Below are 24,514 nucleotides of genomic sequence, written 5' to 3'. Positions count from 1 at the left end.
ATCTCAAGTTCGGTTTGATGTGGGCTGGGTTTCTTAAGCATTCCCCATTGAATCAAAAATCCCCGCCAATGGCGAGGACTTTGTCAGCAGTCTGAGCCGCCTTGCAGAAGCAGGCGGCTTTTTTCATTACGACTTGGAACTGCGTCAGGCAGAGCGCTTACCCGTCTTGAAAACGTTCTTTTCAAGTGGCTTAAGACCAAAGCTGCCACGGCGCGGTGCAGGGTTATCCGCAACGTAGCGGTCCGCCTGCTGGCGTTCACGTTCATTCATGCGTGCACGCACCGCTTCCATTTCACGGTAAGCCTGGCTTCCGGCCGAGGGTGCTGACATCCGCAGCCAGTAATAAGCCATGATGTTGTCCTGATCGACACCACTGCCAATCGCATAAAGCCGCCCCAAAGCCGCCTGCCCGTTAGCCGAGCCTTTACGTGCGGCACGTTCATACCAGCTTGCCGAACGGGCCATATCAACCGGCACACCAAGACCATGTTCATACATCACACCGATCAGGTGATAACCGCCCGGATGGCTAAGTTCAGCAAGGTCCATGGCAAGATCAAGTGCCGCAGCATAATCCGGCTCACGATGGGCGACGCCAAAGATCAATATCTGCGTCATCTGGTATTTGGCAGAAATATCGCCCTGATCACACGCATTCATCAACATGGTCCAGCCACGATTAAACAGCTTCAGATCCGACGAATGACAGAAATACATAGCCAGATTGGCCTGAGCATAGGTATCGCCCTCGTTCGCGGCCATTTCAAACCAGCTGATGCTTTCGGCAATATTGCGTTCCGCACCCAGCCCGACGCCAAGCGCATAACCAAGTGCCGATGCCGCCTCGACGCTGCCGGCACGTGCCGCGCGCAGGTTATATTCAAACGATTTCGACGGATCGCGTCTTACCCCGCGTCCTTCAAGATAGAGATAGGCCAGAACACTGGCCGCGGAGGGATCATTCTGCTCGCTAGCGCGGTGGAGATATTCAACCGCCATCTCGTCACTCTGATCAACCCCCCATCCATTGAGGTAGCAGACCCCAAGGTTATAAAGGGCAGCGATCGAACCGTTTTCCGAAGCCTGTTCAAACCATTCGGCAGCTGTTTCCGGGTTTTCAGGAACCCCAAGCCCCTTGGCATAAAGATAACCAAGATTGTTGGCTGAAATACCTTCACCACCCAGTGCCTCTTCGCGGAACCAGTATGCCGCTTCGCGGTACCACTGTTCGCCTTCGCCCTGATCCTCGGCCACACCGATTCCCTTGGAACGCATGAAGCCATAGCAAATGGCAGCAAAGGCACGGCTTTGACGGTGAATCTGATCAAGAATTTTGCGGGTGGCACCCTCGTCGCGCGGCATACCAACGCCGCGAAAATGCCTCAGCGCAAGCGAAAGCTGCGCGAAAATATCACGCTCAACCTTCGCGTCATCGTAATAGACCATTTTAAGTGCACGATCCATCACAGCACTGCTTCCACCAAATAGGACAAGACCCGACTTCCGAACCTTACAGACACAGAAAGCCAATCAAAACATTAATATCACTATTAGTTTATAGCACTAAGCTGTGACTTTTCCAACTGATCACGATAATTGCCCAGAAATCCTTGGAAACTCTCGACTTCATCAACCTTGTTGGCCAACGTGCGATAGTCGATCAAGCCCTGAGACGGACTAGAGGTGATCAGGCTGAAGGCTTCGGCATACGGACTTTGCGCCATAACAATTCCATAGCGCCGCTTCAACATATTAAGCGTGCGTTCCTGCCCGCCCATCGCCAGATTGACCGCCCAATTCAGGACATAGCGGGCACGTTCGTCACCAAAATTCTCAATGACATTGCCCTGATCCTCACCCACAAGGCGCTGGAAGGTTTCAGCAGCAGAGAGATAGTCGCGGGTATCCCGGTAATATTCGACACGCAAAAGCTCGGCATCCTTGGACAGATCACCTTCAAGCGATGCCATGGCTTCGGCCCCGCGGTCGGTATCGAGGAGCGCGCGCGCACGCAGGTGACGGCGCTGGGTTTCCAATTCACTGGATACCCCGGGAACGTCGCTGTTATCAAGCACGCGAATGGATTCTTCGGGCTTGTTATCAAGTAGATACACCAGCGCCAGACGTGCACCGACGCGTGCCTTTTCGGTTCCTGTCAGGCGGAAATCGACCTGATGCTCCAGAAGAGTTTCGGCGCGATCGAACAATTCAACGTCAACCATGCGGTCAGCCAAACGACGAATAAGCTCATCGCCCTTTTCTCCGGCCGGGGTCAGTTCGCGGAACTCGTCATACAGCGCGACAGCCTTGATAGCCGAGATGTTGTTGATCTCGTCGCCCAGGTAAATTGATTCGAACGTGTTATGCATCAGATCGGTGACTTGGGTCGCCGACGGGCTGTTGGGGAAGAAGATCGCCGCCTGACGCAGGGTATTAAGGCCTTCGCGATATTGCTTGTTCTTGATCTGCAATTCGCCAAGTCTACGCAGCAATGCCATCTCAAACCCATCGCCACGCCATGCAAAACGCAGTTTTTCAAGCTGCTCGATCGCATCATCAAGTGTCAGCCGTTCAAGCCGCATCAAAAGCTCGGTGCGGTCAAATATTGCGTGCGCCCGCGCTTTGCGATTACTGCCCTCGGCAACCTCGTCCCAGGTTGCGATAGCCTGTTCAAATTCGCCTGCTTCTTCTTCGAAAATGCCCTTAAGATACTCGACATCCTTGATCTTGCTCGGGTTGATCCCCTTGGTCACAAGCATCTTCTCGATCAGGTCCATACCCGCGTCCGGATTACCAACGATCAGGGCCTGCTCCGCGGCAAGTGGCCCCAGCCGCGACAATAATTCTGGCGGATAGTTATCAAGGATGTGAACGCTTTCAAGCAGATCACGCGCCCCGTCATTCGGACGACCACGCGCAGCAAACGTCACCGCACGCCACAACTGCATTTCGGGAATGGCACGCAGGCGCTCATCCTCCAGAAGGCGGGCCGCCTCATCATATTCGCGATCAAGAAACTTGATTGCTGCCTTAAGTGCACGGAACTGCAGTTTCTGGGCAATCAGCGGGTCGTCGTCTTCCATTGTCGAGGCAACCGCGTCTGCTTCGGGGCCAAGCCCGTTTGCCAGGTAATATTGCGCCAGTTCAAGACGTGCCTTGTTCCGATGCTCATCACCGCTTTCGGCCAGATCGCGACGCAACTGATGAATTGCCTTGTTATAGTTATCAAGCCCACCGCGGCGCCAATCATCCAGTTCGAAAATCAGACCTTCGCGGCCATCCCCCGCACGTGCGCGCACCCCTGTCGCCGATGCCAGAAGGCGTGCCCCCTCGGGCGAGATATTCAAACCGTCGGCAGCCGTCACCACAACCGCCTTTCCATCATCCCGGTTCGTGACCTGTACACTTTCGTTAACCGGTGCGACGACAACGCCCTGCACCGACGGAAGAACTTCAAAATCCGGATACCGCAACGCTGTCTCGATGCCATACCCCATTTCCCGTGTTGGCACGACGCGAAGCGAATCACCGACTTCCGGGTCTTCAATCGGAATTGTCGGGCTGATATTGATCAACGGCACAACAAGGCGGGCGCGAGTTTGATTATCGAGCTCAATAGAAGGTCCCAGCCGTTCGATCGGCTGCATGGAGCCCTGCTGCAAGGTTACATCCCAGTCACCATTTTCTGATGGTGTGCTGTAAAGCCCCACACCGTCAGGAATGGTCATGCGCAATACTGTCGCATAAGGACTGTCGATCTGTTCGATCACTCCGATGATCTGAGCGGCATTCTGACGTACGGCATCCAGATCAAGGTTCGCACGAACATCAAAAACCATCCAAAGGAAGCCAGCACGCGACCATATTGCAGCCCCCCCCGGACGGTTGAACGGGAAGCCCAGTGTCAGTTTGGTTGCATCCTGAGCGACTGTCACCGCAAGATTGCCAATACTTTCGCGTGCTGGCGCAACAGCATCTGGCGAAATCGGAATATCGGGTTGTTCCGCCAAACCACGTGCAATCGGATCATTCACGGGGGACGACGGGCTTCCTCCCGCTGCCTCAGAAACACCGGGCGTTTCCGCAGTTGTTTGCGACAGCACTTCTGGTGCGGCAGGCGCAGCAGGTGCGGGGCTTGGGGATGGCGTGCGTCTGGCTGCCGTGGTCGGCGGCGCAGCGGCTCTCGATGCACTGGAATCGGCAGGGTCTCCCTGGACTCCCATCAGATCAACAACAACCTTGTTGCCTGAACGGAAATGACGCAACGCGCGCGGCGGATTTGTCGCGATCTCAACAGATAAAGGATCTGTTGCACTTTGGCGCAAGGTGACACCTTCCGGCAACCGACGCGTTACACCAGTAGCATCGATGCGGGCAGGGCTGGTGAAGGCCAATATCTGATTACCCTGATCGCCATTCAACACATAATCCGTGCGGGTGGGCCAATCAAAAACCAGACGGTAGAATGTCGGGTGCCGCCCAACCCGAATTTCAAGCTCCGGCGCGGTGGCGGCAGGTGTAACAACTGCAGGTACAGACGCAGTATCCGGCCGGGTTTGCGGTGTTGGGAATGGTTCGGACGCAACTTCCCCCTGTGGGTTTGGTGCAGGACGCGGCGGCGTTGGCGCGGGTGACGCAGATTGCACAGGAGCAGGTGCGAGAGCCGGTTTATCCAGAATATCAAGGACGACATTAGTGCCGACATTGAAAACACGGGCTTCGAAATCGTCTCGTAGGACGAAGGCGACCGTACGTCCGTCCGGATCAAAAAAACCATCGCTGACATAATCGGATACGGGGCCAAGAACACCGCGCATGGAAGCAACCAGCGGCTGGTCAAAACGCACAACAAGTTGGTCACCGATGATTTCAGCGGTGTAATTGACGGGCTTGTTCCATTGCAGAACGATACGTCCATAGCCACTATGTGCGCCCGAGCGGATGATCACGGGATCTGCCGCCTGAGCGAGTGCGGGGCGCATTCCGGCAACTGGCAATACTGCCAGACTGGCTACCACAATCACGGCAGCCAGCAGGAAACGCGCTACGACCAAAAGCATTCTTACGAACCTCCGATCCCGCTTCCGCTATGGGGTTCAATAACAATATCGACCCGACGAGCCATTGTGAAACGTGTCTGCTCGTCTGCCATAACCGGAAGCTGGTCGTATCTTGATGCCGCAAATCCGTAAATATTTATGTAATCTGTATAGCCCGATCTTTTAAGTTCATTGGCAACGGCAGCAGCACGAGCAAGGGAAAGCTCCCAGTTTGAAGCATAAAGTCCGCGACCGCTGACCGGGCGCGGGTCAGTATGCCCCTGCACACCAATCCGGTTCCCAATGTTCCCAAGTACTCCGCCAAGGACAAACAGCGCCTTGCGGGCCTGATCCGTCATCTCGGAACTGCCACTGATAAACAGGATATCCCCGGGTAACGAAATCACAAGCTTATCTGCTTCACGGCTCAGCGTGGCATCACCCAGTACATCGTTGTCATCGATGGCGTCATCGATCACAGCGCTCAGGTAATCAAGATTCATCGCGGGCTTGCGATACACACGCGGGATATTAAGCTGCGCAACGGGCTCATCGCTTTCTTCAACCGGTGACGGTTTTATTGACTGGGACAAAGAATCAACAACCTCGTCCCAACGGTCAATCTTGACCTTTGACATTGCAAACAGCATCACGAAGAACGTCAGCAGAAGCGAAATAAGATCCGCAAGGCTGAGCATCCATGGCGGCGGCCCTTTAGGGCCATCATCGCGCTTTGGTTCATCCATCAGCCGTTCCCCCCGGATTGCGGAGCCAAGGGAATCGGTGCGTTTATCCCTGGCTGGCCTGCGCCAGGCAATGGAATAAGCATTTTTCCACCGCCAGCGTTACCCGAACCATTCGACGCAGGTGCCGGTATCGCACCATTGCTGGTGCCGCCTGCGTTGGCTGGTGTCGTTACCGTTGCTGGTGGCTCTTTGGGCCCGAAATTCCAGAAGAAACGGAAAGTAACGATAAAAGGATCAGCCCCCGGATCGATGCCAACATAAAGATTTTTATCTGGGGCCCCGCGATCAATAAGGTCGCGGGCGAATGCACCTGCCCGACCGATCTGAAGGTTGTTTGCAATCTCGACAGTGCCTTTTGAACCGACCTCGCTGCCCATGACCATTTCCATCTCGTAGGACGCATAACCACTGTCATCGGCCAGCACTTCCGCGAGCTGATCCATGAATTCGCCTTGACGGTCCCTGATTAGAATCGAGTTGGGTTCAAACAACTGGTCGACATGCATGATGACTTCCATCAGCGTGCCCGGCTGTATCACCTGGACGCGCACGACCTTGATCGCTGTCTGAAATAATGATCCCAGCTTGTCCTGGGTATCTTCGGCCGAAACCACCGGCCCCTCAATCGAGGTTACCGTTTGCAGACTGGTGGTTGGCGGCAGAATGGCCGCAAACGCGGAAGACAGACTTTCCTGTACTTCGCGGGTTTTGACTTCTTCGAATGTCGAAATCGTATTCAGAAGGATGAAGAACGCCAGAAGCAGGAGATAGAGGGCGAGGAACAGTGCTACGGCACCGTTTGCGGGCGGGCTTGGTGGTCTTGGTCCGTCGTCCTCTATTTCCGCCATAACCGTCCCATTTAGCTAAACATCGCGTCGATGTCAGCCTGCGAAACCCCCTTGCCGTCGAGCTGCGGCCCGTTCAGCAAGGCTTCTTCGCCTTCAGGTTCCTTTTTCTTCCGCGGATTGGACGCAGCATATTTGGCAATTTCATCACCAAATGCCTTGACCAGTCCCTCGACCCTTTCTTCGATTGATTTCAGGGCCTTGATCACCTTGGTCGTACGTTGACCGGTAATATCCTGGAAGTTGCAGGCTTCATAAACGCGCATAGTCGCGCTGGTTACGATCTCAGCCTGCTCAGGGGGAAGACTTGCAGCAAATTCCTCAAGCGTATCCATCGCATCAAGGATTTCATGCGTCGCACCGGCGGTTGCATCGACAATCGCGTCGAGCTCGTCCGTTGCGTTGGGAATATATTCCGCCTTGATATCGTCCGGCCGCAAAGATGCTATTTCGGATTTCATCTTGCGAATGATGCCCGAAAGTTCATCCAGTTCACCAAACAGGCGTTTCTGGTCGTCTGATGGCTTGTCACCTTCCGAAACAAAGCGGGAAAGCTGATCCATCAGGTCAGACAGTTGCTCGACCTTAAGCTCATCGCCATCAAGGCGCGCTTTAAGGTCCAGCAACAGCTGCCGCAATTCGTCTTTGGACGTTTTGGACATCTACGGTATCGCGGGACTAAAGCCCCGCGCCCCTAATCAAAACTCACCGATCACGGTGGTGAGTTTGCCCTTCAACGTCTCTGCGTTGAACGGCTTGACGATATAATTCGAAACGCCGGCTTTTTTTGCCATGACAACGTTTTCGGTTTTCGCCTCTGCGGTGATCATGATGAAGGGCAGATCCTTCAGCTTTGTATCAGCGCGAACTTCTTTCAGAAGCTGAAGACCGGTCATCGGCTCCATATTCCAGTCAGAAATCACAAGGCTGAACGACTTTTCGCGCAGTTTGCGCAAAGCCATGCTGCCATCCGTCGCTTCTTCGATGTTCGTAAAGTTCAACTGCCGCAGGAGATTGCGGATGATACGCAACATGGTTTTGTAGTCATCCACAATCAGGATCGGCATATTCGGATCGACGGCCATTCACCACTCCATCATGCTATCAAATCTCTCACCCTTACCCCTGTATTCCCTGTGCATAAGGGTAAGGCCCCTATAATCGTGATGTACCTATTTAACAATGGTTAATCAAGGCTTTTCACAATTCCCTAATAACACCCATCATGTTGAACACACTGTAATAATCGTCTGGTTGATGCCCTTCCAGATAACGGTCAGCGCCTCGGATCAGCACCATTTGAGATTATTGAAGAGGCAACATGTTTATATCCTGTTTATAAGCCAACTCTGTTGTCAGAGCACGTGCGCGGTCTGGCGACATCTCCGCCAAAACAGCAGCAGTATTTGCCTCGCGCATACCAAGTGCAACCTGCAACAGGATTTCCATATCTAGATCGTTCCAGATGCGGGCGGCATCCTTCGGTTTCATTTTCTCATAGACACTGATCAGCTTCTTGATCCGATCACTTTCCTGCTCTTCCTTGGTTGCCACCAAATCCTCGATCGCAGTTTTAAGCGATTTCATTTCTTCGATCTTGGCGTCAATCCGGGCTTCGGCAGCAGCAAGGAGGCTCTCGCGCTCATCAAGGCGCTGTTCCTTGCGATCAAGTTCCGAGCGCCGCACCGAAAGGTTCTGCAAAAGATCGATTTCTTCCTGTGTGAAAAGGGTCGGATCACCGCCCAGCATCGGCGGCGCATCACCTGCGCCATCAATACCACCAGTGCCGTCACCTTCCATCATCCCCATCGGGTCATCAAGCCCGGGCGCACCTGTTTCCGCAGGTTGATCCGGAGCCGCCGCCGGATCAGGGGCCTGGGCACGCGCAACCTGAACCACACTGATACCCGATGCATCAGCAGCTTCATCGCCTTTGGGCTCATCCGAAAACAGTCCGACGATCTTGACCGTTAAAACGACAAAACCAACCACGACCACCAACGGCAGGATACGCACAGCAGACATTCATTCACCCGGCAAATGGGACGCTTGCACGCCCATATTGAATTTCAAATCATATACTAACAGGTAGGTACCAAATTTGTCGAAAAAAGACGCCCTACCTGATTTTTAGCAATCATGGCGATTTTATCTGATTGATCCTATCCGCAACGCCACTAACGGACAGACCGCAAAGCGGCAAGAAGTTCACGTTCGGCTTCGGAGCGCCCGGCATCTTCATCTTGTTCATAAGGATCAGAAGCAGGTTCGTGTACGGGCGACCCACCAGATCGCATGCCCGAACCATATCCACCACCAGACGGTTCGGTCGAAGAAGACGTCGATGCGCCAGGCATTGCGCCGCGTTCAACATCACGCATCAACCGGGCAGCCAGTTCCTCTGCTCGGGTTTCAACACCCTGCCTGTCATCAACAACGTTGTTTCGCTCGTTACCGGTAACATTTCCGGCATCGGCAAACTTTGCCCCGCCGGCACCGCGGCGGGTGGCATTGACATCACTTGCCGCCTTTTCCAGTCGGTTGGCAATGCTCTCACCCCGATCTACCATAAAGGACAGATCTTCGTGCAGCCCACTGGCCTTTTCGATATCTTCACGCAATTTTTCGCCGGATTGCTCGGCCATTTCCTTCAGCGCGCGGATTGAAACTTCGGCTCGTTCGTTTGCCGCATTGAAAGCCGTCAGAAAGTTCTGCATTTCTTCGCGATTGCGACGAAACGCCGCCAAACGACGGCTCAGGATCATGGCGTAGATGATCGTCGCAATTAGCAACACAATCATTACCAGATCAAGATAGATGGCATAGTCCATCAACTGTCGTCCTCGTTATGCCGCGCCCGGTCACGAACCTGAATCGCGATCCTGTCCCCCTTGCGCCCCATCATCCCCTTGAACAGGGGCACATCGCCGCACCGAACCTCGACAGGCGAGGTCGGACTGGTATTAAGAACCAAACGGTTGCCAACTTCCAGATTAATCACATCGCCAAGCGACATGATCTGCTCGTCGAGTACCGCAAGAAGGTTCACATGGGTTTGCCACAACTCGTTCGCCAGGTGGTTTTCCCAGATCGAGTCTCGACCGAATTTTTCCCCCATGAACATCTGAAGCAGCAGTTCACGAACCGGCTCCAGTGTTGCATATGGGATCAGCAGTTCCAGACGACCACCGCGATCTTCCATGTCAATGCGCAGCTTTGCAACGATGGCAGCATTGGCATGACGGGCAATGGTCGCAAAACGCGGGTTGGTTTCAAGGCGCTCGAACCGGAAGGTCACCGGGCTTAATGGATCAAATGCCGCCGACAAATCCCCGAGAACCACATGGATCATGCGTTCGACAAGATTGCGTTCAATCGTGGTGTAGGGACGACCTTCAATACGCATTGCCGCCGTACCGCGACGCCCGCCCAGTAACACATCCACGATGGAATAAATCAGCGCAGAATCAACCGTCAGCAGCCCATAGTTGTCCCATTCCTCGGCCTTGAAAACACCCAGCATGGCGGGCAAGGGGATCGAGTTCAGATAATCCCCGAAACGCAGCGACAGGATGTTATCAAGCGATACTTCAACGTTGTCGGATGTGAAGTTACGCAGCGAGGTGGACATCATGCGCACCAGCCGGTCGAAAACAACTTCGAGCATCGGCAGACGTTCATACGCCACCATCGACGAGTTAATGATCGCCTGAATGCCGGATTGGTCACCCGCACCCGATCCATCATCAAAACCAAGCAGACTGTCAATTTCATCCTGGTTCAGAACACGCGCAGATCCGGGGCCAACATCCTCATCTTCGCCACCGCCATCTTCATCGCCAAGCATGGATTCCCATTCGGCGGCCATATCCTCGCCACCGTCGTCTCCATCCTCGTCACCGCCTGCCATGGCTTCCCATTCAGCGGCAAGTGCGTCATCATCATCTTCATCTGCCATCGGCGATTTGTCCCTGGCCCTTCTGGCCCGTTACTTTCTTGCCCATATACTTTCTTGTATGGTGTCTCTGGCATTGCCGCCAGCACCTTATTGTACCAGCATTTCCTTGAACAGAACGTCGTTGATTTTTGCAGGCTTTGCTGCAGCACTGACACGGATCAGCAATTCTTCACGAAGGCGGAACATCCCCTCGGAGCCAGCCAGATCTTCCGGTCGCAGTTCACGCAGGTAAACCTGAAAGTTATCAACAATACGCGGCATCATTTGCTCGATCTGGGGCAACATGCTCTGGTCTGCAACTTCCAGACTGACGCGTATTTTAAGATAGCTTTGCTTACCGCCTCCGGCGTTCAGGTTCACCAGAATTTCCGGCAAATCGACAAACCCGACATTTTGCGGAACCCCCGGCGCCTCTTCGATGGCGCTTTCGGAAATCACTTCTTCGGTGTGATCCCCTCCGCCGCCGGTCACCATGTCAATCACAGGCTGAAGAAGCCCCGTGAAATAGGCCGCAGCAGCACCACCCAATAGCAGGAGTACCAGTAGGATAACCACGACCAGCAATTTCTTGCTGCGTCCCCCGCCACCATCCATTTCTATTTCGTCGACATCATCACCCATTGGTCTGCGTTACCCTGCGTTCAAAACCGTTACCCTGTCTATACAGCAAACACTATGCCAGATTAATGAGACATAATACCTCGACGTTAAAATTCCGTTTCCCGCCTCTTTCCATGCAAGCGACTCTGTAAAGTTCATTAGTTCAGGAACCACCGATTATCACCCGCGGCATAGATGACCCGGCAATAATGCACGGCAGGTTCTACCAAAGCAGGCTCAGAAGATGCGCGGCAACAAATGCCGATCAAAACTTTATCGTTTAATTTCATTAGCTTAAGACAATTGGCATAACTTTCGCTACTAGCCTGTTCAGAACACCGACCCGATTTGGGAAAGCAAAATTATGGAAAACGTTACCTACATCGCTTTGTCGCGTCAAAAGACGCTCCGCAGCATGATGAACAATATCTCCCAGAACCTAGCGAACATGAACACGACCGGGTACAAGGAAGAAAAGATGATGTTCACCGATTGGGTTGCGAAGAACAAGGACGCGCCTTTCCGCGGCGAGCGTGAAATATCGCTTGTTCAGGACATCGCTCAGTTTCGCGACACACGCGTAGGCAACATTGAACATACCGAGCGTCCGCTTGATGTGGCTCTGAGCCAACCGGACATGTTTTTTGCCGTCGAAACCCCAAGCGGCACCCAATATACCCGAAATGGTAACTTCAGCCTAGATCCCGGCGGACAACTGATCACAAACGAAGGTTATCCCGTTCTAAGTGATGCCGACCAGCCTATCTTCTTTAACGAAGCCGACGGCCAGATCGAAATCAAGGGTGATGGCGCGGTGACAACCGATATCGGTCAGATCGGGAAACTCAAGGTCGTCACGTTTGACAATGTCCAGGCAATGAACACGACTGGAAGCTCGCTTTACAGCGTCGTGAAAGAAAACCCGAACGATCCCGATGGCGCCCAGCCGGTTGAGAATCCCGGCGTTGTTCAGGGTGCCCTTGAAAAATCTAACGTCAACCCGATCAGTTCAATGACACAGATGATTGATGTGTTGCGCACCTATCAGTCCGTGACGCGGTCGCTGGAAAGCGAGAACGAGCGTCAACGTAACATGATTAACAAACTGGGCGATGTTCGCGCCTGATTAAACGGGCGCCCGCCCTAAAGAATTCATATGCGCCCGTGGCGCAGACCCAGGAGACAGAAGATGCGGTCACTTGATATTGGAGCCCTTGGTATGCAGGCACAATCCACGAATGTGGATGTGACCTCGCACAACATCGCCAACATGACCACCACCGGCTATAAACGCCAGCGCGCCGAATTCCAGGACCTGCTATATCAGGATCTGCGTCGCGCAGGGTCCCCGTCATCCGATACTGGGACAATTGTTCCTGTCGGCGTGCAGGTCGGCCTTGGTGTAAAAACCGCCGCCATCGGGCGCTATATGGGGCAAGGTACCCTATCTCTGACCGAAAACGAGCTTGATGTCGCCATCCAGGGACGCGGCTACCTTCAGATTGATTTGCCCAGCGGCGAAACGGCCTACACCCGCGACGGCACCCTGAAACTTGATGCCAACGGGCAGATTGTGACCAAGGATGGCTTTGCCGTTCAGCCGGGCATCACCGTACCAAACAACGCGACATCGGTCACGATCAACACCTCAGGCGAGGTGTTTGCCGAAATCGATGGTCAGGTTGCGCTGCAGAACCTGGGACAGATCCAGCTTGCAACCTTCATCAACCCGGCCGGGCTTGATGCGCTTGGCGATAACCTGTTCCTTGAAACCGAGGCATCAGGCGATGCCACGACCGGCGTTCCGGGGGCCGTTGGCTTTGGCACGGTGCAGCAAGGTTATCTGGAATCCTCAAACGTCAACGTGGTGCAGGAAATCACCAACCTGATCAAGGCACAGCGCGCATACGAGATGAATTCCAAATCGATCTCGACCACGGATGAAATGATGAGCTCCGTCAGCAACCTGCGTTAATTCGATACGGTTCCGAACTGATAAAAACTCTTGGAAAATGAATGCGCGGGCAGCCTTGGAAAAAGTGGTTTCCCGCGTTAACTGCGTTTACGCGATTTATACAGTTCCGTGCTATGGTTGGCGGATGAAAATGCAGAAAATATTCCTTGTCCTTGCCCTTTTGCTTCCGGCGCTACTGAGCAACCCGGAACCGTCGCACGCGCAATCGTCGTCCAATTCCCAAGAACTGGATAACAATATCCTGTTGCGCCCTGATGCGGTTGTCGAAGGGCAATATGTGACATTGGGGGACATTTTCAGCGGCATCGACGTTGAACAGGCTGATATTCCGGTATCCCATTCCCCGCAGCCCGGACGGCAAACCGTTCTTGATTACCGCTGGCTTTATGGCATCGCGCAGCGAAACAAAATTGCATGGCGCCCCCGAACGACGGCGGACCAGATCGTCATCACCCGCGCAAGCCAGACAATTTCCATCGACGAAATTTCCGAAGCGATCAAAGATGCGCTTGTCGACCATGGAATAAAGCCGCCCTTTACTGTCGACCTTTCCGGCGAGACATTTCAAATCCATCTACCTGTTGATGTTCCGGCCGAAGTCGAGATAACAGGTCTTGACGTCAACCAACGGACAAACCGATTCATTGCCAGTGTCACCACCGGCACGCAAACAGCCCAGCGCCGCACTTACCGCATGAGCGGCAGATATTTCCCCCTGGCACAGGTTCCCGTTGTGATCGAACCCGTCCGGCGTGGCGAGATCGTGCGCCCGGATCAGGTTGAATACCGAAATGTCCGCTCGGAACGCCTTCCCGCGGGGGCCATTCGCGACATCAACGATGTTATCGGCAAAGAAGCTTTGCGCCCGATCAAATCAGACGAACCCCTTATGTTCCGCGACTTTTCCAATCCGATCCTTGTTCGGCGCGGCGCACTGGTTACGATCCGATTGTTCACCGCCAACATGTCGCTAACCGCGCGCGGCAAAGCGCTTGAAGACGGGGTAAAAGGCGCGATCATTCGCGTCATGAACATGACCAGCAACAAAACCATCCAAGTGGAAGTTGTTGCCGAGAACGAAGTTCGCGCTTTGCCCGCAATGTCGCAGTAACACTGCGATTTCCCGCAATTCACGATGAAAGACAAAGGCCTGCCGACCCGGCAAGCTTTGCCCGCTCAGAAGCCGCAATCTGGCATGAGGATTGCGTAGATACAGGCAGGAATTCCAGGAGGAATAAATGCCCGTTAATCACATGCAGATTTCAATGCGCCGCTTGGCAATTGTAACCGGCCTGATCGGTGCCACAGCACTGCTTTCAGGCTGCAACGCTATGAAACGCCTTTCCGAAGTCGGCGAGGCACCGAGGCTCTCGGCAATCGACAATCCCACGCAGTCAGAAACCTATCGACCGGTAAGCTTGCCAATGCCTGCACCGCAGGTCGCAGAAAGCAATCCGAACTCGCTATGGCGGTCCGGAGCACGTTCATTCTTCAAGGACCAGCGTGCCAATCAGGTTGGTGACATTTTGACGGTTGTTGTCGATATGCAGGACAGTGCGGCACTGGCCAACACCACCGCACGTTCCCGCACCAATAGCGAGGATCTGGCGGTGCCAAACCTTTTTGGCCTCGAGTCCGAACTCACCAAAGTACTGCCGGAGACGATCAACCCGTCATCGATGTTCGATATGGACAGCGCAACGTCCAACAGAGGCAGTGGCACGCTTGACCGTAATGAAGCGATTGACCTGCGTGTGGCGGCCATCGTCATTCAGGTCCTTCCGAACGGAAATTATGTCATTCATGGTCGTCAGGAAATCAGGGTAAACAGCGAAGTCCGTGAAGTTCAGATCGCGGGCGTCATACGTGCCGCAGACATCAGTTCGTCCAACGAAGTCGAATATGACAAAATCGCGGAAGCCCGTATTTCCTATGGTGGTCGCGGTACGATTTCCGATGTACAGCAGCCGCGTTACGGCAGCGAAATCATGGATGTCATTCTACCGTTCTGATTAATCCTGATCGCCTGCGCCTTCCTGGATTCCCGTGGGTAATCACGATTGACCAAAACCGGCCTGCCACAGGCCGGTTTTGTTTCACCTGAACCAAGCCAAAACAAAAAAGGTCCGGCTGCAAATTACAGCCGGACCTTTGATTTTGGTTATCCCTAACCGGTATTCCCCAACAGAGCCTTGGCTTTTGCCATTTGACCGGATCAACGCAGGCGCGACCCGTGTTTATTCCCGACGCGATCAGTCGTCGCGGCGAGTGCGCTCCATCCGTTCGTGGCGCTCCTGAGCTTCAATGCTCAGGGTCGCAATCGGACGAGCTTCAAGTCTTTTAAGGCTGATCGGTTCGTCGGTTTCTTCGCAGTAACCATATGATCCGTCTTCAATTCGACGCAAAGCAGCATCAATTTTTGAAATCAGCTTACGCGCCCTATCACGAGTGCGGAGTTCCAAGGCCCGGTCTGTTTCGGCCGATGCACGATCGGTCAAATCCGGTTCCTGAAGTCCCCCGCCATCCTGCAGGCTCGCTAATGTTTCCGAAGATTCTTGCAGCAGTTCAGCCCGCCAGGCCAAAAGCTTCTGCCGGAAATATTCCCGCTGGCGCGGGTTCATGAACTCTTCGTCCTCAGCGGGACGATAGTCTGGTGGTAGCGTGATAGTCATGTACGCCCTCTATACAGGACTCATCGAACGCGCGGCAATATAGAGGGCGCGCGCAATGGGTGCAAGCTGATTGAGTAAATAAATCTGAATTAGCCTGAAAGCCTTCATAACCTTAGGTTTCGCGACCAAAGCTATTGCCCAAACCGTAAATTTCAGGCCAGACCCGAAACTTCAAGCTTTGCAAGCTCGACCTGTGCCCGCAGATCAATCTCGTCCAGCACAGAAGAAAGGGCTGGATCGGAGATATTTTCGCGCTGCTGATCCAACAGCCCGACAAGCTGACGCAGTCGGCTTGCAGGCAAAGTCCCGCTCAACAGAGCATCCCGCACACCTTCAAGCTGCTCAAGCAAGCTCTCGGCCCGCAGGACGGCGTGCTTTTTCGGGGAATCAAGTGCATCACCACTTTGCTGTAACGCCAGCAATGCATCAAGCGCACTGACCGTTCCCGCACTATGCACACCACCTGCCCCGCTTGCTCCGCCTGCGGAATCGAGTGAACGAATTGCATCAGCAAAACCGCCCGCACCGCCACCGCCAGATGTTTTCTTGCGTGTCGTGCTATTCGTGCCTGTCGCTTTGGATCCGCTGACCTTCATTTTTCACTTCCGCCTGCTATGTGGTAAGCTTGCCGGGATCGAACATGCAGCCATCACTACGTCAATCAGCTGTGCAAAGCCTGTCGGCTCAATCCGCACAGCCCTTTGGCAGTGATCCCGTTAGGCCGAGTCTCCCCCAAAGCGTTGCCTGACGCAACGGGAAAAAAATGCCGGGTCAGCACTCCAATATTGCCGTGCAGTTCGTCTGCTCGTCAAAAAAACACCGATTTTCCGGCAACTTGCGCAATCAGTGATCCAAAGCTTTGGCTTTCTGCCATCTGGCACGGTTTTCGCAGAAGTGTTTGCAAATTGTATCGGGTGGCAAACCCATCCCCGGAAGCGGAACAAAGAATATGATCAAAGGTCTAGGCAAATATGCATTAAAGGCAGCAGTGCTCGGCATGATCGCCCTGACGCAGGTTGCCCCGGCAAACGCCCAGTCGCGCATCAAGGATATCGCCGACTTTGAAGGCGTACGTGACAACATGCTGGTCGGTTACGGTCTGGTTGTCGGTTTGAACGGCACGGGTGACGATCTTGGTGATGCCGACTTTACCCGCCAAAGCCTTGTGGCCATGCTTGAACGGCTCGGCATCAACGTGCGCAGCCAGATCGATGACATTGATTCCGACAATATCGCAGCCGTGATGGTCACCGCCACCCTACCGCCTTTCTCGCGTCAGGGGTCGCGCCTTGATGTCTCCATCAGCGCAATCGGCACTGCCGAAAGCCTCCAGGGCGGGACCCTTCTGGTTACACCCATGGTCGGTGCTGACGGTGAAGTTTACGCCGTTGCCCAGGGCAACCTTGCAGTCGGCGGGTTCTCTGCTGGCGGCAATGCTCAAACCGTGGTCAAGGGTGTTCCGACTTCCGCGCGTATCGCCAATGGCGGTATCGTTGAACGTGAAATCGATTTCAATCTCAATTCCATGCAGAACATGTCGGTTGTCTTGCGCAACCCGGACTTCACCACAGCCAGCCGCATTGCCGAAGCCGTCAATGCCTATCTTGGAGAAATCGCTGCGCGCCCAAGCGACCCCGGCACAGTTCGCATCAACATTCCGGAACGCTACAATCAGAATGTCGTGGCTTTATTGACGGACATAGAACAGCTTCGCGTTGAACCTGATCAGATCGCACGTGTCGTCATTGATGAAAACACCGGCACGATCGTGATGGGCGAAAATGTTCGCATCAACCGCGTGGCTATCGCGCAGGGCAACCTGACCATCCGCGTAACTGAAACTCCGCAAGTCTCTCAGCCTTCTCCCTTCTCGCAAACCGGCACGACCGAAACCGTCGACCGAACCAATATCGAAGTGGATGAAGGCGAGGATAACCAGCTTGGCGTGCTTGAAAGCGGCGTCAGCCTGCAGGAACTGGTTAATGGCCTGAACAGCCTTGGCGTCGGACCGCGCGACATGATCACCATCCTTCAGGCGATCAAAACGTCCGGCGCACTTCAAGCCGAAATCGAGGTGATGTGATGATGATCGACAGCACCAATGCATTGATGGCGCAGGCGCAGGCATCTGCCCAGTACGGCAGTCAGAACAATGTCTCGAACCGCGCAAGCCAGTTGACAGACGGACATATCAAAACCGAGGCCCAGGCGCGTAAAGCAGGCCAGGAATTTGAATCAATGTTTCTAGGCCAGATGCTGAGCCACATGTTTGCAGGTATCGAAACCAACGAAACCTTTGGCGGCGGTCATGGCGAAACCATGATGCGGTCCCTGCTTGTTGATGAATATGCCAAAGAAATGACGCGCGCGGGTGGCATCGGAATTGCAGATGCCGTTACACGCGAAATCCTCAAGGTGCAGGAAGGATAATGACCATGACCACCGAACAGATGGTTATCGAACTCAAAAGCGTCACTTATGACCTGATTTCCCTGCTGGAGCGTGAGACCCAGGGACTGCGCAAGCTCGAAATTGCCGAGTATGAGCAGTTCGTGTCGGAAAAATCTGCCCTGTCGATGCAGTATGAACAGCTGGTCGTTAAGTTGCGCGCGCGCGGTCCCGAACTGCGCCAGCTTCCCGAAGACGACAAAGCCGAACTTCGCGACCTTCAGGCTGAATTCCAGCAGGCCGCTCGCCGTAACATGACCGCCCTTCAGGCAGCCAAGGCCACGAATGAACGCATGGTCAATGCCATCGTGCGCGCGGTGAATGACAAGGCCAAGGAAGAGTGCACAACCTATAACCGTTCTGGCCAGACCGGCAAGGCATCCATTGGCGGCTACGGCCGCCCGACCAGCAAACCCGGCACGTCTTACAGCGTTAACGAAACGCTCTAAGGGTAAAGGCGAAGATCATGTCACTGACTCAGGCACTCAATAGCGCAATTTCTGGCCTCAACACTGCCCAGGCCCGGATTTCCATCGCGTCCTCGAACATCTCGAACGTGAATACCCCCGGCTATTCGAAAAAGATAGCCGGACAGGAAACCCTGGTGCTCGACGGGGCTGGCGCAGGTTCGCAGATCGGTGACATTTATCGCAACGTCAACGAAGGCCTTGTGCGTGAAATGCGCGGCGAGCTTGGCAAAGCGGGCCGAGAAGAAGTACGCTTTGAATTCTTTCAACGCATTCAGACTCTGTTCGGAACACCTCAGTCCAACGGTGCGATAAGCCAACGCATCAGTGACCTTGCCGACGCTTTCGAGCAACTTGGCAATACGCCCGAGCAGAATTCCCCAAAAGTGGAAGTTATCGAAAGCGCCATTCAGGTTATGGATGCGTTCGAGAACCTGTCCGAACAGATCCAGCATATGCGTGGCGATATTGACAAAAATATCTCTGACGAAGTCGACCGCGCGAATACTTTGCTCAATGAAATCGCCGAACTCAATACGGACGTGGTACGCCAGAAGAACCTTGGGCAGCCGACCACCGAACTTGAGGACCAGCGCGACCTGAAAATTAACCAGTTGTCCAAAATCATGAACGTGACCACGTATAACCGTGGTGACGGATCCATGGTTCTGTTTACGGCCAATGGCAATCGCACACTTCTCGACAGAACCCCTGCCACCATTTCCTTCAGCCCCACCGCAGGTTTCGAACCTGGCACTGGCGGGTCCGGTATCATGCTGAACGGAGAGGATGTAACCGATGTCATCCAGAATGGCACAATCAAGGGTTTGCTTGAAATGCGCGACACGGAATTGCCGCGCCTGAACGACCAGATAAACGAACTGGCCGGTGAATTGCGGGACGCCATTAACGAAGAACACAACAAAGGTACCGCCTTCCCGCCTCCGGCCAACTTGTCGGGCACCCGGATGGTTGCTACGAACGATCCACTGACTGCAACGGGAACCTTCCGTATTGCCGCACTTGACGCAGATGGTAACCTGACCGCGACAGACAGCTGGGCCGATATCAGTCTGCCGACTGCTCCCGCTACGGTTCAGGGAATGATCGACGCGATAAACGGCTCCACCGCAGGTACTTATCTTACCGCATCTCTGGTCGATGGCCGGATGGTCATCGAAGGACTGGACGGCAACCGCATTTCTATCAATGAAATGACCAGCTCAATCACCACGAGCGATGGTCGCAGCCAGGGTATGTCACACTATTTTGGCCTGAACGACTTCGTGGCGACGGTAAAACGTTCCGATACAATGACCTCTTCGGCACAAGACAGTGCAACCGCGACTCTTGGCGTCACGGCGAGCTCCATGGTTATCAGTGCTGGCAGCGGGGTTCTGACCACACCCGGTATTACGGTGAACTACACCGCGAATGACAGCCTCACGGATGTACGTGACGCGATCCGGACTGCCCTTCAGGGTGCAGGCATGACGGCCGCCGACGCCGCCGAAACCGCATATCTGGTTGAGGATGGCGATCGCTATCGTCTCGTGATCAGTTATACATCCAACATGACAATCACTGACTCCGGCAACATGTCCAAGACGATTGGCATGACCGAGGACATGCCTGTCCTTGCCGGGAATATGGACGTCGCCTCCAGCATAAAAAATGACCCGGCGCGTATTGTCCGCGGTCAATTGAATGCAGACACGTATGAAACATCTACAGCGGTTGTCGATACAGCAACCGCTATTCCGGGGCTGGGGCCGCTTGCCCCCCCACCCGTCAACTATACACTTACGGTTGCTGGCGATTTCACGAGTGTGAATATCAATTACGACAGCAACTCGTCGCTCGAAGACATCGCAAATGCCATCAACAATAGCGCCACACTGACAGACAACAACATTAATGCACAGGTCGTTTTCGACAGTGCATTGGGTGGATACAAGTTGCGCGTCACCGATGCCGATGGCGACCCATTCTTCTTCCAGGATAGTGGCGCAGGCGCGGGCGACAGTCTGACAGAAATTCTGGGATTGGGCATTCAGCATGGCGTGCACGAGGGCGACAACAGTGCTGCACTTGCGCTGAGCCAAACCTTTGAACGTACCGACATTGATTTTGAATCTGCGGGCGGGCTATCGGCAGAACGAACTTCTTTGACCGACTTTGCCGCTGGCATCATCGCAACTGCCGCAACCAAGGCATCGGTTGCCAGCAGCAGCTACGAGTTTCAGTCCAATCTCGTTACAGATTTGGGCAACCGCATCCAGAATGAAGCGGGCGTCAACCTGGACGAAGAAATGTCGGATCTGATTATTTTCCAACGCGCCTACAGTGCATCTGCCCGGGTCATATCCACGGTTGATGAATTGTTTGATACGCTGCTGAATGCAGTTTAAACTGCGACAAGGATTTGTGAGGGCAAAATGGTAACGCGCGTAGCTACATATACAAACCATACGCTACTGTCCGACTTGGCGCTGAGAAACGCAGCCAAGGTTGCTGACCTTAATACCCAGCAATCCAGCGGGCAAAAATCACGCAATTATTCCGGAATTGCCGATAGCTCCCAGCGCCTTCTGAACCTCGAAGCGGAATATACCCGTACAGAGCAATATTTGCGTAACACCACGCAGACCAAGCTTCGCCTTCAGAATATGGAGAGCGCCGTTGACACAATGATGGACATTGCAGTCAAGATGAAGACATTGCTTGTCCAGTCGCTTAACGCCAATCAGGCTGCGGACGTCAACCTTGACAACGAAGCCAAGCAGGCGATGGAGCAGATTGCAAGCCTTCTCAATACCAACCTTGATGGGCGATATTTATTCGCCGGCGGACGCTCGGAATTACCGGCTGTCGATATCGACAAGATGTACGCTCCAGACAATTACATGAGCAAGTCCGGCACCACCATCACAGATGGCCTTACTCTTGCCTCCCTCGGCGTTACGGATGGCGAACTCCAGATTGTCAGTACGGATATCGACGGCAACAGCGTCACATCAACTGTTGACTATGATCCGGCTACATGGACAATCGGCGACTTGCGCGCAGCGATCAATGGCAACACAACCGATGGTGCAATTGCAACGTTACGCGGCCTCGACGAACATGAAGGCCCGCGGCTGAACATCGAAAATGTGGGCAACGGGTCAATCACAATCACCGAAATTGCCGGTGGCGACCTGCTTGACGTGCTGGGCATGACGAAAATCCCCAACCCGCGCCCGGATACTTCTTATTATGCTGGCGACCAACAGATCCTCTCGTCACGCGTTGATGATGGTTATAATGTCTCTTATGGCGTACTTGCCGATGACCCCGCATTCCAAAGCCTGATCCAGGGCTTGGGGATTGCGGCAGGCACAACCGACCAGAATGCGATTAATGTTGCACTGGGTCATATCACCGACGCTATCGATAATCTGCCAAATGTTCAGGGAAAAATTGGCCTTAACATCGCAAATATTGAACGTGTTGAAACACGGCACCAAGATTACAAAGTGTTTGCATCACAGGCAATAAGTGACATTGAAGGTGTCGATGTACCGTTAGTGGTGGCCGAATCAGCCCAATACTCTACGGCGTTGAACGCCAGCTTCATCGCAATCTCGCGTGCTTCAGAATTGTCCTTGGCCAACTATTTGCGCTAATGATCCATAATCGGATTATCGTGGGCTATTAACTTCACGGCCATGCGAGGCCGAAACTTCTAAACGCCGGAGTAAAATCGGTTATGGATTCCGAAAAAGTCGCCGAAAAAGAAATACCTGAGTCCGTGATTGTTGAAACACGCTTTGGCAATATCGAATTCAGTTGGGACAAGGGCATTTATATGCCCGTCGGATTGCTTGGTTTTCCCGAACATCATGTGTTTGGCATCGCCAACATCCCCAACACGTCGCTGGATCAATTCAAACTTTACCAAAGCCTCACAGACGCCAATCTATCCTTTATCGTAGCCCCCTATAATATGGAAAGCGGTGTCTATTCGGACAAGGACTTGGAGATCGCGCTGAAGAGCTTGGCGATAGAGCATAAAGATGTTGCAATTATTATGGTTGTGACAGTGAGAAGTGCGACGGATGGCAAAGGCATAACAATGTCGACCAATCTGCGCGCACCAATCCTGATTGACACCGTTCGACAGGTGGCATGGCAGCACATCATGCCTAACGACAAATACTCGGTACAACACGACCTGTAATTTTTGCCTAGCTCAACTGGCACGATCTTTGCTGACAAGAATGCAAGGCAATGACGCCGACGGATCGGATGGCTTGGAGCCATTCTTTTGGATCCATGTAGGAGGGAAAAATGGCTCTTAATATTATTTCCAACTATGCTGCCAACGTTGCGCATCGTAACTTGTCAGCTTCTGATGAAATGGCGACCCGTTCGCTGTCCAAACTGTCATCCGGTACGCGCGTTGTTTCCGCACGTGACGATGCGGCTTCCATGGCTATCGGTGCCCGTCTGAATGCAACCACCCAGGCACTCAAAACAGCAACCGTCAACGTTGGCCAGGCCAACTCGATGCTGCAGATCGCCGATGGCGGCATGGCAACCATTGATGACATTCTCGTTCGCATGAAAACGCTCGCTGTTCAGTCTTCCTCGGGCAACCTGTCCGATACCGAACGCGGCTTCCTCAACGACGAATTCACCCAGCTCCGTGACGAGATTGATCGTATTTCGTCCTCGACCAACTTCAACGGCATTCAGCTGCTTGGCGATGGTGGCGATGTTGCCCTTAACTATGCCGATCTTGATACCGGTGGCTCTGGTGCGGCACTGACCCCGGCAACCGGTTTCAGCGGCTTTGGCATTACCGATAACAATCTGTGGGCATCGGACGGTGAACAGGACGGCGTAACCGACAACAACTTCTCGGTTTCGATCAACGAAGTTACTGTTGGCGGTGGTGGCACCCAGATCATCATGACCGTTACCGCAAATGTCGACTTGACTGCCGGTGCTGATGCGCCGCTGACCCAGTCGATTGATGTGACCGATTACCTGACCGGTGGCAGCAAAGCCATGGGCCCGGGTGATACCGGCACCCTGAACTTCGACCAGCTTGGCCTGACCATCGACATCAACGATAACTTCACCGATAACGTTGACGTTGTTGGCGCTGGCACTGGCGGGGCGAATGACTTCGGCACAGCAACCGCCTTTACCATTGGCGGTGCGGTTATTGATACGACGGCCAGCACGGTCAATATCGCCGCCGACAATGGCCAGCAACTGCCTGCAAGCATCGACTTCCAGGTTGGTGCGGGCAATACCGCAAATGATCGCTTGGCAATTACACTGACAGCTGTTGATTCCGGGACGCTCGGTACGGGTGCCGCCGGTACAGGTACGGCCCTGAATGCTGCTACTGTGGACATCACCACAGCCGCACGCGCCCAGGCAGCTGTTGAAGTCGTAACCGTAGCAATCGATGATCTGCAGCGCGCACGGGCAGGTATCGGCACCTATCAGAACCGCTTGGACTTTGCTGGTCAGAACCTTGCTTCTACGCAGGAAAATACTGAATCGGCTCGTTCTACCCTGCTTGACCTTGATGTAGCATCGGAAATGACTTCGTTCACATCAAAACAGATTCTGGTCCAGTCCGGTGTCGCAATGTTGGCCCAGGCAAACCAGATGCCGCAGAACCTGCTGCGTCTGCTGCAAGGTTAATTAATACCGGATTAAAAACTGGAACCAACAAAGAGCGATGGCAAATGCTGTCGCTCTT

23 protein-coding genes are annotated in these 24,514 nt (G+C 53.8%); 11 read left to right on the top strand and 12 right to left on the bottom strand.

What is annotated here, in order from left to right; genetic code table 11:
* Positions 1 to 144: 144 nt before the first annotated feature.
* The 10 genes from ABIE64_RS15965 to ABIE64_RS15920 form a co-directional block, all read right to left on the bottom strand.
* Positions 145 to 1,464 (bottom strand): SEL1-like repeat protein, encoded by a 1,320-nt coding sequence (locus ABIE64_RS15965; RefSeq protein WP_037990314.1) that lies wholly within the window; start codon positions 1,462 to 1,464, stop codon positions 145 to 147.
* A gap of 86 nt (positions 1,465 to 1,550) precedes the next feature.
* Positions 1,551 to 5,060 (bottom strand): tetratricopeptide repeat protein, encoded by a 3,510-nt coding sequence (locus ABIE64_RS15960; protein WP_354377927.1) that lies wholly within the window; start codon positions 5,058 to 5,060, stop codon positions 1,551 to 1,553.
* Positions 5,061 to 5,062: 2 nt separating this feature from the next.
* Positions 5,063 to 5,785: an OmpA/MotB family protein gene (locus tag ABIE64_RS15955; RefSeq protein WP_063092735.1), complete on the bottom strand. Its 723-nt coding sequence runs from the start codon at positions 5,783 to 5,785 to the stop codon at positions 5,063 to 5,065.
* Positions 5,785 to 6,633 (bottom strand): flagellar motor protein MotB, encoded by an 849-nt coding sequence (locus ABIE64_RS15950; protein ID WP_071241069.1) that lies wholly within the window; start codon positions 6,631 to 6,633, stop codon positions 5,785 to 5,787. Before ABIE64_RS15950 ends, ABIE64_RS15955 begins: the two co-directional genes overlap by 1 nt.
* Before the next feature lie 11 nt (positions 6,634 to 6,644).
* Positions 6,645 to 7,292: a protein phosphatase CheZ gene (locus ABIE64_RS15945; protein ID WP_007092342.1), complete on the bottom strand. Its 648-nt coding sequence runs from the start codon at positions 7,290 to 7,292 to the stop codon at positions 6,645 to 6,647.
* 36 nt (positions 7,293 to 7,328) lie between these two features.
* On the bottom strand, positions 7,329 to 7,715 hold the full coding sequence (locus tag ABIE64_RS15940) for a response regulator (RefSeq protein ID WP_007092341.1): 387 nt from the start codon (positions 7,713 to 7,715) through the stop codon (positions 7,329 to 7,331).
* Positions 7,716 to 7,935: 220 nt separating this feature from the next.
* Positions 7,936 to 8,655, bottom strand: a complete 720-nt coding sequence (locus ABIE64_RS15935; protein WP_037990307.1) for a MotE family protein — start codon at positions 8,653 to 8,655, stop codon at positions 7,936 to 7,938.
* A gap of 152 nt (positions 8,656 to 8,807) precedes the next feature.
* Complete coding sequence (locus ABIE64_RS15930) at positions 8,808 to 9,461, bottom strand: DUF6468 domain-containing protein (protein WP_071241071.1); 654 nt, start codon at positions 9,459 to 9,461, stop codon at positions 8,808 to 8,810.
* Positions 9,461 to 10,588, bottom strand: coding sequence for a flagellar motor switch protein FliM (fliM, locus tag ABIE64_RS15925; protein ID WP_007092338.1), 1,128 nt, complete (start codon positions 10,586 to 10,588; stop codon positions 9,461 to 9,463). Before fliM ends, ABIE64_RS15930 begins: the two co-directional genes overlap by 1 nt.
* Positions 10,589 to 10,675: 87 nt before the next feature.
* Positions 10,676 to 11,209: a flagellar basal body-associated FliL family protein gene (locus ABIE64_RS15920; RefSeq protein WP_007092337.1), complete on the bottom strand. Its 534-nt coding sequence runs from the start codon at positions 11,207 to 11,209 to the stop codon at positions 10,676 to 10,678.
* Between the two features lie 343 nt (positions 11,210 to 11,552).
* Here ABIE64_RS15920 and flgF point away from each other — a divergent pair, with 343 nt between their 5' ends.
* The 4 genes from flgF (at position 11,553) to flgH (ending at position 15,175) form a co-directional block, all read left to right on the top strand.
* Positions 11,553 to 12,314 carry a flagellar basal-body rod protein FlgF gene (flgF, locus tag ABIE64_RS15915; protein ID WP_063092733.1) on the top strand — a complete coding sequence of 254 codons (762 nt, stop codon included), beginning with the start codon at positions 11,553 to 11,555 and terminating at the stop codon, positions 12,312 to 12,314.
* Between the two features lie 63 nt (positions 12,315 to 12,377).
* Entirely contained in the window at positions 12,378 to 13,163 is a 786-nt protein-coding gene (gene flgG / locus ABIE64_RS15910) for a flagellar basal-body rod protein FlgG (RefSeq protein ID WP_063092732.1), read from the top strand.
* Between the two features lie 130 nt (positions 13,164 to 13,293).
* Entirely contained in the window at positions 13,294 to 14,274 is a 981-nt protein-coding gene (flgA, locus tag ABIE64_RS15905) for a flagellar basal body P-ring formation chaperone FlgA (RefSeq protein WP_354377926.1), read from the top strand.
* A 127-nt stretch (positions 14,275 to 14,401) separates the two neighbouring features.
* Entirely contained in the window at positions 14,402 to 15,175 is a 774-nt protein-coding gene (gene flgH, locus ABIE64_RS15900) for a flagellar basal body L-ring protein FlgH (RefSeq protein WP_223304999.1), read from the top strand.
* 240 nt (positions 15,176 to 15,415) lie between these two features.
* Here flgH and dksA read toward each other — a convergent pair whose 3' ends face one another.
* Both dksA and ABIE64_RS15890 read right to left on the bottom strand, forming a co-directional pair.
* Entirely contained in the window at positions 15,416 to 15,835 is a 420-nt protein-coding gene (gene dksA / locus ABIE64_RS15895) for an RNA polymerase-binding protein DksA (RefSeq protein WP_007092332.1), read from the bottom strand.
* Positions 15,836 to 15,987: 152 nt separating this feature from the next.
* Entirely contained in the window at positions 15,988 to 16,431 is a 444-nt protein-coding gene (locus tag ABIE64_RS15890) for a flagellar assembly protein FliX (protein ID WP_007092331.1), read from the bottom strand.
* Positions 16,432 to 16,784: 353 nt separating this feature from the next.
* Between ABIE64_RS15890 and ABIE64_RS15885 the strand changes: the two genes are divergently transcribed.
* The 7 genes from ABIE64_RS15885 to ABIE64_RS15855 all read left to right on the top strand — a co-directional run bounded on the left by ABIE64_RS15885 (position 16,785) and on the right by ABIE64_RS15855 (position 24,456).
* Positions 16,785 to 17,918: a flagellar basal body P-ring protein FlgI gene (locus ABIE64_RS15885; protein ID WP_071241082.1), complete on the top strand. Its 1,134-nt coding sequence runs from the start codon at positions 16,785 to 16,787 to the stop codon at positions 17,916 to 17,918.
* Positions 17,918 to 18,265, top strand: a complete 348-nt coding sequence (locus ABIE64_RS15880) for a rod-binding protein (RefSeq protein WP_063092730.1) — start codon at positions 17,918 to 17,920, stop codon at positions 18,263 to 18,265. The genes ABIE64_RS15885 and ABIE64_RS15880 overlap by 1 nt, the downstream gene beginning before the upstream one ends.
* Positions 18,266 to 18,270: 5 nt before the next feature.
* Positions 18,271 to 18,732 carry a flagellar protein FlgN gene (locus tag ABIE64_RS15875; RefSeq protein WP_139190000.1) on the top strand — a complete coding sequence of 154 codons (462 nt, stop codon included), beginning with the start codon at positions 18,271 to 18,273 and terminating at the stop codon, positions 18,730 to 18,732.
* A 17-nt stretch (positions 18,733 to 18,749) separates the two neighbouring features.
* Positions 18,750 to 21,161, top strand: coding sequence for a flagellar hook-associated protein FlgK (gene flgK, locus ABIE64_RS15870; RefSeq protein ID WP_354377925.1), 2,412 nt, complete (start codon positions 18,750 to 18,752; stop codon positions 21,159 to 21,161).
* A 27-nt stretch (positions 21,162 to 21,188) separates the two neighbouring features.
* The gene (locus ABIE64_RS15865; protein ID WP_063092727.1) at positions 21,189 to 22,418 is read left to right on the top strand and encodes a flagellin N-terminal helical domain-containing protein; all 1,230 of its coding nucleotides are present in this window, start codon (positions 21,189 to 21,191) and stop codon (positions 22,416 to 22,418) included.
* Positions 22,419 to 22,501: 83 nt separating this feature from the next.
* Entirely contained in the window at positions 22,502 to 22,972 is a 471-nt protein-coding gene (gene fliW / locus ABIE64_RS15860; RefSeq protein WP_071241085.1) for a flagellar assembly protein FliW, read from the top strand.
* A 110-nt stretch (positions 22,973 to 23,082) separates the two neighbouring features.
* Positions 23,083 to 24,456: a flagellin N-terminal helical domain-containing protein gene (locus ABIE64_RS15855; protein WP_071241086.1), complete on the top strand. Its 1,374-nt coding sequence runs from the start codon at positions 23,083 to 23,085 to the stop codon at positions 24,454 to 24,456.
* Positions 24,457 to 24,514: the final 58 nt, after the last annotated feature.

Origin of the sequence: Thalassospira sp. MBR-102 (genome assembly GCF_040549275.1) — a bacterium.
GTDB classification, from domain to species: domain Bacteria; phylum Pseudomonadota; class Alphaproteobacteria; order Rhodospirillales; family Thalassospiraceae; genus Thalassospira; species Thalassospira xiamenensis.
The sequence above is the reverse complement of the archived record's forward strand: the minus strand, read 5'-3'. Positions and strand labels throughout refer to the sequence as shown.

Excerpts from the sequence above, each read along its gene's own strand:
- ABIE64_RS15880 (WP_063092730.1), top strand. The coding sequence starts at position 17,918 with ATGATGATCGACAGCACCAATGCATTGATGGCGCAGGCGCAGGCATCT.
- flgF (WP_063092733.1), top strand. The coding sequence starts at position 11,553 with ATGGAAAACGTTACCTACATCGCTTTGTCGCGTCAAAAGACGCTCCGC.
- ABIE64_RS15885 (WP_071241082.1), top strand. The coding sequence starts at position 16,785 with ATGATCAAAGGTCTAGGCAAATATGCATTAAAGGCAGCAGTGCTCGGC.
- ABIE64_RS15855 (WP_071241086.1), top strand. The coding sequence starts at position 23,083 with ATGGCTCTTAATATTATTTCCAACTATGCTGCCAACGTTGCGCATCGT.
- ABIE64_RS15875 (WP_139190000.1), top strand. The coding sequence starts at position 18,271 with ATGACCACCGAACAGATGGTTATCGAACTCAAAAGCGTCACTTATGAC.
- fliW (WP_071241085.1), top strand. The coding sequence starts at position 22,502 with ATGGATTCCGAAAAAGTCGCCGAAAAAGAAATACCTGAGTCCGTGATT.
- ABIE64_RS15920 (WP_007092337.1), bottom strand. The coding sequence starts at position 11,209 with ATGGGTGATGATGTCGACGAAATAGAAATGGATGGTGGCGGGGGACGC.
- flgA (WP_354377926.1), top strand. The coding sequence starts at position 13,294 with ATGCAGAAAATATTCCTTGTCCTTGCCCTTTTGCTTCCGGCGCTACTG.
- ABIE64_RS15935 (WP_037990307.1), bottom strand. The coding sequence starts at position 8,655 with ATGTCTGCTGTGCGTATCCTGCCGTTGGTGGTCGTGGTTGGTTTTGTC.
- flgH (WP_223304999.1), top strand. The coding sequence starts at position 14,402 with ATGCCCGTTAATCACATGCAGATTTCAATGCGCCGCTTGGCAATTGTA.
- ABIE64_RS15930 (WP_071241071.1), bottom strand. The coding sequence starts at position 9,461 with ATGGACTATGCCATCTATCTTGATCTGGTAATGATTGTGTTGCTAATT.
- dksA (WP_007092332.1), bottom strand. The coding sequence starts at position 15,835 with ATGACTATCACGCTACCACCAGACTATCGTCCCGCTGAGGACGAAGAG.
- ABIE64_RS15950 (WP_071241069.1), bottom strand. The coding sequence starts at position 6,633 with ATGGCGGAAATAGAGGACGACGGACCAAGACCACCAAGCCCGCCCGCA.
- flgG (WP_063092732.1), top strand. The coding sequence starts at position 12,378 with ATGCGGTCACTTGATATTGGAGCCCTTGGTATGCAGGCACAATCCACG.
- ABIE64_RS15945 (WP_007092342.1), bottom strand. The coding sequence starts at position 7,292 with ATGTCCAAAACGTCCAAAGACGAATTGCGGCAGCTGTTGCTGGACCTT.
- ABIE64_RS15965 (WP_037990314.1), bottom strand. The coding sequence starts at position 1,464 with ATGGATCGTGCACTTAAAATGGTCTATTACGATGACGCGAAGGTTGAG.
- ABIE64_RS15940 (WP_007092341.1), bottom strand. The coding sequence starts at position 7,715 with ATGGCCGTCGATCCGAATATGCCGATCCTGATTGTGGATGACTACAAA.
- flgK (WP_354377925.1), top strand. The coding sequence starts at position 18,750 with ATGTCACTGACTCAGGCACTCAATAGCGCAATTTCTGGCCTCAACACT.
- ABIE64_RS15955 (WP_063092735.1), bottom strand. The coding sequence starts at position 5,785 with ATGGATGAACCAAAGCGCGATGATGGCCCTAAAGGGCCGCCGCCATGG.
- ABIE64_RS15865 (WP_063092727.1), top strand. The coding sequence starts at position 21,189 with ATGGTAACGCGCGTAGCTACATATACAAACCATACGCTACTGTCCGAC.
- ABIE64_RS15960 (WP_354377927.1), bottom strand. The coding sequence starts at position 5,060 with ATGCTTTTGGTCGTAGCGCGTTTCCTGCTGGCTGCCGTGATTGTGGTA.
- fliM (WP_007092338.1), bottom strand. The coding sequence starts at position 10,588 with ATGGCAGATGAAGATGATGATGACGCACTTGCCGCTGAATGGGAAGCC.
- ABIE64_RS15890 (WP_007092331.1), bottom strand. The coding sequence starts at position 16,431 with ATGAAGGTCAGCGGATCCAAAGCGACAGGCACGAATAGCACGACACGC.